The organism is Streptomyces sp. NPDC023573 (genome assembly GCF_055559735.1).
Genome location: NZ_JBVHKB010000010.1, coordinates 275,939 through 287,469, shown reverse-complemented (window position 1 = coordinate 287,469; position 11,531 = coordinate 275,939). Strand labels below are relative to the sequence as shown.

Sequence of the window (11,531 nt, the reverse complement as noted above, 5' to 3'; positions counted from 1 at the left end):
CCCCGGGGTCTTCTCGTCCCAGCTTCGAAATCCAAGGATCGAGCCATGCCCAAGACGGCATACGTGCGCACCAAGCCGCACCTCAACATCGGCACCATGGGCCACGTCGACCACGGCAAGACCACTCTGACCGCCGCCATCACCAAGGTGCTCAGCGACCGCGGCACCGGCACCTTCGTGCCGTTCGACCGGATCGACCGGGCCCCGGAGGAGGCCCAGCGCGGCATCACCATCAACATCGCGCACGTCGAGTACGAGACGGACACCCGGCACTACGCGCACGTCGACATGCCCGGACACGCCGACTACGTCAAGAACATGGTCACCGGAGCGGCGCAGCTCGACGGGGCGATCCTCGTCGTCTCCGCGCTCGACGGCATCATGCCGCAGACCGCGGAGCACGTGCTGCTGGCCCGTCAGGTCGGCGTCGACCACATCGTCGTGGCCCTCAACAAGGCCGACGCCGGCGACCCCGAGCTCACCGACCTGGTCGAGCTGGAGGTCCGTGAGCTGCTCTCCGCGCACGGTTACGGCGGGGACACCGTGCCGGTCGTACGGGTGTCGGGGCTCGGCGCGCTCCAGGGGGACCCACGCTGGACGGCGTCCATCGAGGGGCTGCTGGACGCGGTCGACACGTACGTGCCGATGCCGGTGCGCTACACCGACGCGCCGTTCCTCCTGTCCGTGGAGAACGTGCTCACCATCACCGGCCGCGGCACCGTCGTCACCGGAGCCGTGGAGCGCGGGACGGTGCGTGTCGGGGACCGGGTGTCGGTGCTCGGCGCGGACGTCGAGACGGTCGTCACCGGCCTGGAGACCTTCGGGAAGCCGATGGAGTCCGCCGAGGCCGGCGACAACGTCGCTCTGCTGCTGCGCGGGGTCGAGCGCGACCGTGTCCGCCGCGGACACGTGGTGGCGGCGCCCGGCAGCGTGACGCCGAGCCGGCGTTTCACCGCCCAGGTGTACGTCCTGTCGGCTCGGGAAGGGGGCCGGACCACTCCGGTCGCCACGGGATACCGGCCGCAGTTCTACATCCGTACGGCGGACGTCGTCGGTGACGTCGACCTCGGCGAGGCGGCGGTGGCGCGGCCCGGTGACACGGTCACCATGACCGTCGAGCTCGGCCGTGACGTCCCGCTGGAGTCCGGGCTCGGCTTCGCGATCCGCGAGGGCGGCCGCACGGTCGGCGCCGGCACGGTCACCGGTCTGCTCTGACGGCCCGGGCGCGCCCGTCTCCCCACCCCGGGGAGGCGGGCCGCGCGCGGTGCATCAGACTGGGTGTCATGGCAGACACAGCTCTCGTACTGGGTGCCGGAGGCGTCACCGGCACCGCCTGGGAAACCGGCCTCCTGCACGGCCTCGCCAAAGCGGGCGTCGACCTCTCCACCGCTGATCTGATCGTCGGAAGCTCGGCGGGGGCCATCGTCGGAGCCCAGCTCGCATTCGGCCCCGCCGGAGTCGACGACCTCTACGAGCGGCAGTTGGCCTCTCCGGAGAACGAGAAGAAGGGAGCGGCGGGCCGGCTCGGACCGGTCACCATCCTGCGGTACGCGAGAGCCGTGCTCTCCTCCCGCACGCCCGACGAGTACGGCCGCAGGCTCGGCGCCCTGGCCCGGGACAGCCGTCTCGCGGCGACCGCGGACGAACGGCGCGAGTCGATCGCGAGCAGGCTTCCGTCCCCCGAATGGCCCGAACGGCACCTCCTGATCACCGCCGTGGACGCGCTGACAGGCGCTCTGCACACCTTCGACAGGACGGGCACGGTCGCGCTCACCGACGCCGTCACCGCGAGCTGCGCGGTCCCAGCGGTCTGGCCCGTGGTCAGCGCCGGCGGCGGGAGCTGGATCGACGGGGGCGTGCACTCCCCGGCCAACGCCCACCTCGCTTCCGGTTACGAACGCGTCGTCGTGATCGCACCCACCGCGAGTGGCAACAAGGTGATCGCCTCGCCCCGCGCACAGGCCGCCGAACTGGAGGCCGCGGGCGCCCGCGTCGAGGTCATCACCCCGGACGCCGCGACCCGGAAGGCCATCGGCCGTAACTCCCTGGACCCCGCACGACGGGCCGCGGCAGCCAGGGCCGGCCTCGCCCAGTCCGCCGCCCACACCGAGGCGGTCGCCGCTGTGTGGAACGGCTGACCCCGCGGGGGTTCGGGGCCGGCGCCCGCCGTCACAGGGGCTACCCGCCCATCACCACCGGGGATCCGGCTCCGTTCCCGTCACCACCGGGATCCGGCTCCACTTCCGTCACCACAGGGGCTCCACGCCCGTCACAATGAGGGCGTGAACGAGCCGATACCCGTCATCCGCGAAACCGACTGCGGCACCGCGAGACTGCTGCCCGACGTCGACCGGGACCGTGCCTGGCTGCTCACGGTCGACGGCGCCCCGCAGTCCTACGTCGATCTCGACGAGCCGGAGCACCTCGAATTCGAGTACGTACGCCGGCTCGGCCATGTCATCGACCGGGCCGGTACACCGGGAACGCCGCTGGACGCCGTGCATCTCGGTGGCGGCGCGCTCACGCTGCCGCGGTACCTCGCGGCCACCCGGCCCGGCTCGCGGCAGGACGTGGCCGAGGCGGACCGGGGACTCGTCGACCTGGTCCGCGAGCATCTGCCGCTGCCCGAGGGCGCCGGTGTCACGGTGCACGGCACGGATGCCCGGAGCTGGCTGGAAGAGGCTCCGGAGGACTCCGCCGACCTGTTGATCGCCGATGTCTTCGGTGGCGCGAGGGTGCCCGCCCACCTCACCTCCGTGGAATGCGCGCGGGCGGCCGGACGCGTCCTGCGCAAGGACGGCGTCTACGCGGCCAACCTGGCCGACAGCGCTCCCTTCACCTTCCTGCGGTCCCAATTGGCCAACTTCGCAGAGGTCTTCGACGAGCTCGCCCTGATCGCCGAACCGGCTGTGCTGCGCGGCCGGCGCTTCGGGAACGCCGTGCTGATCGCCTCCCGCTCCCCGGTCGACGTCGCTCCGCTCACCCGGCTGTGCGCCGCCGACGCGTTCCCCGCGCGGGTCGAGTACGGAGCGGCGCTCACCCGGTTCATGGGCGATGCGAAGCCGGTGCGGGACAGTGAGGCCGTGGCCTCACCCGAGCCCCCCGAGGGCGCCTTCGGCATCGGCTGATTCCCGGGGCCGCTCCGGCACGCTGACCTGCTTCACCGAGGTGCGGCGCTTCAGATTCCGCACATCCGGGACGAACAGCACACCTGCCGTCACCAGCACGATCAGCGCGGCGCAGCCCCAGAGTGCCTCGCTGCGCCCGACGAGCGTCTCCACCGGGCCGGCCGCGGCGGTGGCCAGCGGCACCATCGCCACCGAGCCGAACCAGTCGTACGCGGCGACCCGGGACAGCTTCTCCTCCGGGATCTCCTGGTGCAGGGCCGTCATCCAGGAGACCCCGAACACCTCGATGGCGACCCCGGTCGCGAACATCACCGCGCAGAGGCCCGCCACCGGCAGCGGGATCGCGAGCGACGCGGACGGCAGGGCCAGCGGGAACACGCAGAGCGTCCCGGCCAGCAGCAGCCGCCTGGGTTTCCACCGCATCATCAGCAGGGCCCCGCCCAGCGTGCCGACCCCGAACGCCGCGAGGGCGAACCCCCAGGGGCGGGCACCGCCGAGCTCGTCCCGCGCCACGAGCGGTCCGTACACCGCCTCGGCGGCCCCGACGACGGCCACGACCACGGAGAACTGCAGCACGACCGCCCAGAGCCAGGGACGCCCGACGACCTCCCGCCAGCCGTCCCGGAGATCGGCGAGCAGCCCGCCGCCGGGTGCGCGCGCGGGGATGTGGCTCACATCCAGGAAGGCCCGCAGGACGCCGGCGAGGGCGAACGCGGCGGCGTCGACCGCCAGCACCCAGCCCGGGTCCATGGCAGCGATCATGGCCCCGCCGAGTGCCGCGCCACCGATGGCGGCGCCGTGCATCGACATCCGGAAGAAGGCGAAGGCGCGGGCCGCCCCTTCACCGCTGACGCTGGACATCAGCATGCCCTCGGCCGCCGGACCGAAGAAGGCCTGCCCGGTACCGCAGAGCGCCGTCAGCAGCATCATGTGCCACAGTTCGGCGCCGCCGGTCAGCACCAGCCAGGCGAAGACCGCCTGCGAGACACAGTTGAGCGTGTTCGCGGCCACCATCACCCGGTGACGCGGCAACCGGTCCGCCACCGCGCCGCCGATCAGCAGGAAGAGCACCAGTGGCGCCGTACGCGCGGCTGCGACCAGGCCGACGTCGCCCCCGTCGCCGCCCGACTCCAGAACCGCGAACGCCGCCGCGATCAGAGCGCCGTTGGTACCCAGGCTCGTGATGATCGCGGCGGCGGTCAGCAGACCGAAATTGCGGCCTTCCGGCAGGGAGCGGAGGGCGGGTGAGGGGGAGGGGGCGGCGGAAGTCACCAAGGGACTATCCCCGCCCAGGCCCCCTCCCGCCAAATGGACCGTCCCGGCGGTGGGCGCCGGAGACTCAGGACGCGGTCTCCGCGCCCTCCGCCAGACGCACCGTGCTGAGGATCTTCTGGATGGTGGTGTCGGGGAGTTCGTCGTCGATCCCCGCGTTCGCGTAGAGGATCCAGGACGAATACTCGTCCTTGGCGTTCTTGAAGGTGAACGCGATCGACTTGCCGTCGGTGTCGCACTTGTTCTTGTTGGCCAGACCCGTGGCCGTGGCCGTGACGACGCTGCCCGAGAGGCCGGACTTGGTCGTGTACGGCTTGGGCTCGGCGGTCTTCACCTTGTCCTTCGGGTCCTCCTGCGCATAGGCGGCCCAGACCCAGTTGGCGGCCTCGTTCGTGGCCGCCTCATCCGTGTTCTTGGCGCCCTGCCCGCCCTTGGTGCCGACACCGGCCAGGCTGGTGTCGTCCTTCGTGCCGTCCTTGTCCGGGTCGTCGGTGCACCACTTGGTCTTGTAGTGCGCGGGCGCGGAGAAGCCGACCGCCGGAGGACCCGTGGGGTTCTTCGCGTCCTCGAAGCCCGAGATCACACCGGTACCCGAGACCTCCCAGTCGCCCGGCACGTCGAACTGTGTGCCCCACTTGGGGTTGGTCACGACTTTCCAGCCCGGAACCGTGGGCGCCGCGTCCTCGCCGCCCCGCGGGTTGGCCGCGGGGGAGGACGACGCGGACTCGGACGCCTTCGCCGACGGCGACGAGGACGCCTTGCCTCCGGCCACGTCCGAGCCGCCCTTGTCGTCGTCCTTGTTCATCACGACGACACCGGTGACGACCGCCGCGACGACGACCGCGGTGGCCGCGACCACGGCGACGATCGTCGTCTTCTTCTTGTCGTCCGGCCGGGGCCCGCCCGGCCCGCCCGGTACGGCGTACTGCGGCACCGTGGGCTGCTGGTACGGGTTGGGCTGCGGATAGCCCGGCTGCCCCTGCTGTTGGTATCCCGGCTGCTGATAGGGATTCGGCTGTTGGTACCCCGGCTGCTGGTACGGGTTCTGATTCTGGTCCTGCGGGTTCTGCTCGCCCCCGGGCGGCTGCTGTCCTGGCCACATGGCCAGTAACCATAGAGGGGTGGGGGGCCCTCTGCCACGGGCGGCCCTGTGAGGGGATGGTCAAAGAGTGCTACCCGCTAGTAACATCACGTCATGAGCACAGAAGAGATGACGGTCGGCGACATTCTGTCCGCGAGCGTCCCGATGGTCCGGACCCTCGGCATCACGTACCTCGAGACGACCGCGGAGCGCGCTGTCCTCTCGCTCCCCGACCGGGCCGATTACCACAACCACCTCGGCGGACCCCACGCCGGAGCGATGTTCACGCTCGCCGAGTCGGCGAGCGGCGCGATCGTCGTCGCCGCGTTCGGCGACCAGATGGCCCGTGCCGTCCCGCTGCCCGTCACCACGGAGATGGCCTTCAAGAAGGTGGCCATGGGTGAACTCACCGCGACGGCGGTGCTGGGCCGCCCGGCGGCCGAGGTCGTCGCGGAACTCGATGAGGGGAAGCGCCCGGAGTTTCCCGTGAGCGTCGAGATACGTCGCGCCGACGGCGCCGTCACCAGTGAGATGAGCGTGGTCTGGACCCTGCGTCCGAACCGCTGACCGCCCCCCGGCCTCCCGCGCGTCCCGGCCGGGGGCGGTGGGGGCCGCTCCGGCCGTCCGGCCCGGTAGGCTGCCCGCCGTGCACCACCCGTGGTGCACGGCCGCAGATCTCTCACGGGAAGGACCCCGCGTTGCACGTCCAGGAGTGGCTCGAGACCGTCCCCGCGGTCAGCATTTACCTCCTGGTGGGGGTCGTCATCGGACTCGAGAGTCTGGGTATCCCACTGCCCGGCGAGATCATCCTCGTGAGCTCGGCGCTCCTCGCCTCCCAGCACGGCGACATCGACCCCGTGGTGCTCGGCGCCTGTGCGTCCGCCGGAGCGATCATCGGTGACTCCATCGGATATGCCATCGGCCGCAAGGGGGGCCGCCCCCTGCTCGCCTGGCTCGGCGGAAAGTTTCCCAAGCACTTCGGGGCGCCACAGATCGCCATGGCGGAGCGCTCGTTCGAGAAGTGGGGCATGTGGGCGGTCTTCTTCGGCCGCTTCGTCGCACTGCTGCGGATCTTCGCGGGGCCGCTGGCCGGTGTCCTGCACATGCCGTACTGGAAGTTCCTCCTCGCCAACGTGCTCGGCGGGATCGTCTGGGCCGGCGGCACCACCGCCGTCATCTACTCGGTGGGAGTCGTCGCGGAGGCGTGGCTCAAGCGCTTCTCGTGGCTGGGGCTGCTGGCCGCCGTGCTGATCGGCCTGGTCTCGATGCTGGTGCTGAAGAACCGTGCCAAGAAGGCCGCGGAGCAGGCCGGCCACCCGGTGCCGGACGCGGTCCCGGCCGACTGAGCCCGCGCGGCCCTCGCGGGGCCCGCCGTGGTGGGCCCCGCGGCCGTCAGTCCTCCTGGTGCGCCGCGCGGTGGGCCTTCGCCAGCTCCACGTAACCCGCCGCGTTGAAGGCGATGCCCTCGCGTTCCTCGGCGGTCAGCTCCCGCTTGACCTTCGCGGGCACGCCGGCGACGAGGGACCCCGGGGGCACCCGCATCCCCTGCGGCACGAGTGCCTGTGCGGCGATCAGGGAACCCGCCCCGATGTGCGCGCCGTTGAGCACGGTGGCGCCCATACCGACCAGGACGTCGTCCTCGATGACACAGCCGTGCAGTACGGCGTTGTGACCCACGGAGACCCTGGCGCCCACCGTCAGCGGGAAACCGGGGTCCGTGTGCACGCTGCAGTTGTCCTGGATGTTGCTGTCGGGGCCCAGGGAGACCGGGCCGGCGTCGGCGCGCAGCACCGCGTGGTACCAGACGCTGGACCCCGCGGCCATCGACACGTCGCCGATCACGACGGAGGTGGGGGCGAGGAAGGCGTCCGGATCGATGTCCGGGTCCTTGCCGCCGATACCGGTGACCAATGCCTGCACTGCCATCGCCTGCTCCTCCGGTGAGGTGTGGTGCGCTCGGGCCCCTTGTTCCGCACGAACCGTAATGGACGGCCCCGGCGCGCCGGACAGGTGGGGTGAACATCACAGCCCGTCGCGAGGGCCCGCTCCGCCCGGGCGGACTACCGTGAGCGCGTGCCGAAGAACCGGAACTCGCTCTCCTCCCTGGCCCTCCGGCGGCGTGGCCTGGCGTCCCGCGCCGTCCATCGCGTCTGGGCCTGGGTGCAGGAGACCGGAGCGGTCACCGCGCAGCACCCCGGGCGGCTCCGGTTCCGCCGTATCGGTACGGGAACCCGGCTCGCCTTCCCTCAGGGCACCGTCTTCGGGGAGCCATGGATCGAACTGGGCGACCACTGCATCATCGGTGAACAGGTGACGCTCACGGCCGGCCTGATGCCCGATCTGGATCTGGGGGCCGAGACCGTCCTGACCCTGGGCGACGGTGTGGTGCTCGGCCGCGGCAGTCATGTCATCGCCGACACCAGTGTCTCGATCGGCTCGGACACCTACTGCGGTCCGTACGTCTACATCACCTCCACCAACCACAGTTACGACGATCCCGACGAGCCGGTCGGCAAGCAGTGGCCGCGCATGGAGCCGGTCGATATCGGGCCGGGCTGCTGGATCGGCACCGGGGCGGTGATCCTCCCGGGGGCCAGGCTCGGCCGCAACGTGGTGGTCGCGGCAGGAGCCGTCGTACGCGGAGAGGTACCCGACAACGCGGTGGTGGCCGGGGCGCCCGCCCGGGTGGTGCGGAGCTGGGATCCGGAGAAGGGCTGGCAGCCGCCGCTGCGTACTCCCGCGCCGGTGCCGATCCCCGACGGGGTCACGCCCGAGCAACTGGCCGCTGTGGCGTTGCTGCTGGAGGACGCGACCGAGGGCGCCTGACGCCTGCGGGTCCACCCGTCCGTTCCCAGAAGCCGTCAGCCCGTCGCCAGCAGGAGTGTTCCGAGCAGGGCCAGGCCCGCACCCGCCGCCTGTACCCCGCGCAGTCGCTCGCCCAGCACGCCTCGCGCCGCCAGCGCCGTCACCACGGGATACAACGAGGCCAGGACGGCGGCGACGGTGACCGGACCGTGCTGCGCGGCGACCGAGTACGTACCGTTGGCCGCGACATCGGCGAGCCCGACGAAGGCCAGCGCGGGGAGCGCGGCCCGGACGGTGGCCGCCCCGCCGTCCTCGGGCAGTGCGCGGCCGCCCCGGCGCACGGAGACGTACAGCGCCGTTCCGCCGACCGCGATGTTCGTGAGCCGCTGGACGAAGAGGGCGAGGAAGAGGCCGGTCAGCGTGGTGGACGCCTCCGCGATCAGGGCCATCACCGCTCCGAAGCCGAAAGCGGCCACCAGGGTCAGTGCGACCGCCTGGCGCCGCACCGGCGCGCCGCGCAGCTGCGGCCCGCCGGCCATGACGATCCCCGCGACGGCGACCGCCACCCCGGCGTACTGCAGCAGTCCGGGCCGCTCGCCGACCAGCAGCCCCACTCCGACCGGGACCGCCACCCCCAGGGAGCCGAGCGGGGAGACCACGCCCATCGGGCCCAGCGCGAGGGCCTTGTAGAAGCTCAGCATCGCGACCGGACCGACGGCCCCCGCCGCGACAGCGAACCAGAGGCGGCCCCCGGCCTCGCTCCAGCCCCCGGTCGCGATCACGACGGCCCCGAGGACGACGGCGGCGATGCACTGGGACACGACCACCACGGTGAGGGCGGGTGTCCGCCGGGTCAGCAGGCCGCCGCCGAAATCGGCCAGCCCCCACAGCAGGCTCGTGGCCAGAGCGAACAGTGCTGTCATGAAGAGCCTCGCAGTACAGTCTGGTGGCCGGGTGGGGACACCACACGGTAGTGCAGTATCTTCGACTATGTCATCCAGAATATTGGACGGAATGTGTCTGACCTCGATCAGCTGACGCAGTCGCTCGCCCGTAACCTCAAGCGCTGGCGGGGCGAGCGCGGATTCACCCTGGACGCTCTCGCGGCACGGGCGGGGGTCAGCCGCGGCATGATCATCCAGATCGAGCAGGCCCGTACGAACCCGAGCGTCGGCACCACCGTCAAACTGGCCGACGCACTGGGCGTCAGCATCACGACCCTGCTCGACTACGAGCAGGGCTCCCAGGTGCGGCTGGTGCCGGAGGCCCAGGCGGTACGCATGTGGTCGACGGAGGCGGGCAGCTCGACCACGCTTCTGGTGGGCACGGAGGCCAGGGGGCCGATCGAGCTCTGGTCCTGGCATCTGATGCCCGGTGACAGCAGCGCCTCCGACCCGCACCCCGAGGGGACGGTGGAGCTCCTGCACGTCACGGCGGGTGAACTGACGCTGATCGTCGACGGCGAGGCCCACGTGGTGCCCGCCGGCACCTCCGCGACGTTCGAGGCGCACGTGCCGCACAGTTACCGCAACGACGGCTCCGAGCCCGCCGACCTGACCATGGCGGTCTCGATCCCGCCGGTCCGCCGAGAGGGCAAGTAAGCGGCTCGCAGGGGCTGTTAGCGTGAGCGGCATGCGCTCTCTCCTGGACATCTTCGGCGATGCCGCCCCCGCCGCCGACCGGCTGGACCTGCTCACCCCTCCCGTCGCGGCAGCGGTGGCGGCCGGCTGGGGCGGCATCCCCGCCGAGTCGGTCCTCCACGTCGACACCGACCCGGAGATCGCCGATACGGCCGTCTTCACCGAGCACTACGGCGCGGAGCTGCTCGACGCGTCCGCGAACTGCGTGGTGGTGGCGGGCAAGCGGGGTGGAGACACGACCCTCGCCGCGTGCGTGGTGTTGTCGCGCGCCCGGGTCGATGTGAACGGGGTGGTGCGCAAGCACCTCGGGGCCCGTAAGGCGTCCTTCGCTCCGATGGACGTGGCCGTCGGCGAGACCGGCATGGAGTACGGAGGGATCACCCCGATCGGCCTCCCGGTGGCCTGGCCCCTCCTGGTCGACCCCGCCGTGGCGGACGAGGAATGGGTGCTGATCGGCAGCGGCAGCCGCCGCGGCAAGCTGATCGTCCCGGGCAAGTCCCTGGCCGCACTGCCCGGAGCGGTTCTACTGGAGGGCCTCGGCGTCTGAGGGGGCGGCAGCCGACGGAGACTCTCGGCAGCCGGCGGGACTCCGGACAGCCGGTGGGACTCCCCGTAACCGGTGGGACTCCCGGCAACCGGTGGGACTCCCGGCAACCGGTGGGACTCCCGACAACCGACGGGACTCCCGACAGTCGGCAGGGACTGTCGACAGCAGCCGAAGGGAACGCTCAGCGACCGTCGCGCCGACGGTCCCCGAGCCATTCCGCAGCGAAGTCCACAGCCGCGCGCACGGGAAACAGGTGACTCCGCGCGGCCCCCACCCTGCCCTTGCGGACCACTCCGGCCCGTGCACGGACGAAGTCCGCACCGAGTGCGGCGAAGTCGCTGTCGTCCAGGGCGATGTCCTCGTACTCCCACCAGCGGCGTCCGCCCCCCGACGCCACCACACAGCGGTAGAGGCGGCGGGGCGGGGCGGGGCGGCGGTACTCCGCGAGGTGGAAGGCGGTGCAGCTGGCGAAGCCCGTCCCCAGCAGCAGGACCTGTGCGTCCGCCTCGTACAGCCGGGCGAGGGGGGAGTCCTCGCCCAGGTGGCAGTCCCGACGGTGGGCCGACAGCAGCTTCTCCGCCGCCGGGCCGAGCGCGGCGAACGAGGTCTGCGGGTGGGTGCTGCGCAGCGCGCCGGGAGCCAGCCGCACCCACTCGGCGAGCGCGCCCATGGCGGGTGCCGGAGATGTCGCCGGGTCGAACGCGGGCATCGACGCGCGCACCTCGGCGCGGGCCTCGTCGCTCAGGCCGCGGACCCGATCCAGGTAGGAGCGCGAGGTATCGGAATTCTCCGGCGTGAAGGCAGGAACGACCAGCGTCCCCTCCGGGCCCAGAGTCCGGCACAGCGCATCGGCCATCCCCCTCGCGTCACCGCCCGCGGAGCGCATCGAAGCGTGCACGAGCAGGACGCCGCCCCGCCGCACACCGAGCTCGTACAGCTGGGTGGCGACGCGTTCACCGCCGAGGAGGAGACGCTGTGTCACGGCACACATTCTCCCCGCCGGTGGCCTTCCCCGACACCACGCCTCCGGACGGCGGGCGTGCCGCGGGTGCCGGGGC

General features: G+C 71.9%; 13 protein-coding genes. 8 read left to right on the top strand and 5 right to left on the bottom strand.

The genetic code is table 11. From position 1 onward, the window contains the following. Positions 1–45 precede the first annotated feature (45 nt). The 3 genes from tuf (at position 46) to ACZ32T_RS29370 (ending at position 3,128) form a co-directional block, all read left to right on the top strand. A complete protein-coding gene (tuf, locus tag ACZ32T_RS29380; RefSeq protein ID WP_467369959.1) occupies positions 46–1,215 on the top strand; it encodes an elongation factor Tu in 1,170 nt (389 codons plus the stop codon). A 68-nt stretch (positions 1,216–1,283) separates the two neighbouring features. Further along, positions 1,284–2,138 carry a patatin-like phospholipase family protein gene (locus ACZ32T_RS29375; protein ID WP_467369957.1) on the top strand — a complete coding sequence of 285 codons (855 nt, stop codon included), beginning with the start codon at positions 1,284–1,286 and terminating at the stop codon, positions 2,136–2,138. 144 nt (positions 2,139–2,282) lie between these two features. Continuing rightward, complete coding sequence (locus ACZ32T_RS29370) at positions 2,283–3,128, top strand: spermidine synthase (protein ID WP_467369955.1); 846 nt, start codon at positions 2,283–2,285, stop codon at positions 3,126–3,128. On the opposite strand, the gene ACZ32T_RS29365 is transcribed toward ACZ32T_RS29370, so the two are convergent. Together ACZ32T_RS29365 and ACZ32T_RS29360 are read right to left on the bottom strand one after the other, a co-directional pair. Continuing rightward, positions 3,090–4,400, bottom strand: a complete 1,311-nt coding sequence (locus ACZ32T_RS29365) for an MFS transporter (protein WP_467271252.1) — start codon at positions 4,398–4,400, stop codon at positions 3,090–3,092. The genes ACZ32T_RS29370 and ACZ32T_RS29365 overlap by 39 nt on opposite strands. Before the next feature lie 67 nt (positions 4,401–4,467). Beyond that, entirely contained in the window at positions 4,468–5,502 is a 1,035-nt protein-coding gene (locus tag ACZ32T_RS29360; RefSeq protein ID WP_467271250.1) for a DUF8017 domain-containing protein, read from the bottom strand. A 108-nt stretch (positions 5,503–5,610) separates the two neighbouring features. On the opposite strand from ACZ32T_RS29360, the gene ACZ32T_RS29355 reads away from it, so the two are divergent. Then, positions 5,611–6,048, top strand: a complete 438-nt coding sequence (locus ACZ32T_RS29355) for a DUF4442 domain-containing protein (RefSeq protein WP_356715122.1) — start codon at positions 5,611–5,613, stop codon at positions 6,046–6,048. Between the two features lie 131 nt (positions 6,049–6,179). Next, positions 6,180–6,827 (top strand): DedA family protein, encoded by a 648-nt coding sequence (locus tag ACZ32T_RS29350; RefSeq protein ID WP_467271248.1) that lies wholly within the window; start codon positions 6,180–6,182, stop codon positions 6,825–6,827. Between the two features lie 46 nt (positions 6,828–6,873). Here ACZ32T_RS29350 and ACZ32T_RS29345 read toward each other — a convergent pair whose 3' ends face one another. Further along, positions 6,874–7,407, bottom strand: a complete 534-nt coding sequence (locus ACZ32T_RS29345) for a gamma carbonic anhydrase family protein (protein WP_467271246.1) — start codon at positions 7,405–7,407, stop codon at positions 6,874–6,876. A 147-nt stretch (positions 7,408–7,554) separates the two neighbouring features. Here ACZ32T_RS29345 and ACZ32T_RS29340 point away from each other — a divergent pair, with 147 nt between their 5' ends. Continuing rightward, the gene (locus ACZ32T_RS29340) at positions 7,555–8,307 is read left to right on the top strand and encodes an acyltransferase (RefSeq protein WP_467271244.1); all 753 of its coding nucleotides are present in this window, start codon (positions 7,555–7,557) and stop codon (positions 8,305–8,307) included. 35 nt (positions 8,308–8,342) lie between these two features. On the opposite strand, the gene ACZ32T_RS29335 is transcribed toward ACZ32T_RS29340, so the two are convergent. Then, complete coding sequence (locus ACZ32T_RS29335) at positions 8,343–9,209, bottom strand: EamA family transporter (RefSeq protein ID WP_467369953.1); 867 nt, start codon at positions 9,207–9,209, stop codon at positions 8,343–8,345. Between the two features lie 93 nt (positions 9,210–9,302). Here ACZ32T_RS29335 and ACZ32T_RS29330 point away from each other — a divergent pair, with 93 nt between their 5' ends. Together ACZ32T_RS29330 and ACZ32T_RS29325 are read left to right on the top strand one after the other, a co-directional pair. Beyond that, positions 9,303–9,887 carry a helix-turn-helix domain-containing protein gene (locus ACZ32T_RS29330; RefSeq protein ID WP_467271240.1) on the top strand — a complete coding sequence of 195 codons (585 nt, stop codon included), beginning with the start codon at positions 9,303–9,305 and terminating at the stop codon, positions 9,885–9,887. A gap of 31 nt (positions 9,888–9,918) precedes the next feature. Then, entirely contained in the window at positions 9,919–10,473 is a 555-nt protein-coding gene (locus ACZ32T_RS29325; RefSeq protein WP_467271238.1) for a YbaK/EbsC family protein, read from the top strand. 181 nt (positions 10,474–10,654) lie between these two features. On the opposite strand, the gene ACZ32T_RS29320 is transcribed toward ACZ32T_RS29325, so the two are convergent. After that, entirely contained in the window at positions 10,655–11,464 is an 810-nt protein-coding gene (locus ACZ32T_RS29320) for an AAC(3) family N-acetyltransferase (RefSeq protein ID WP_467369951.1), read from the bottom strand. Positions 11,465–11,531 lie beyond the last annotated feature (67 nt).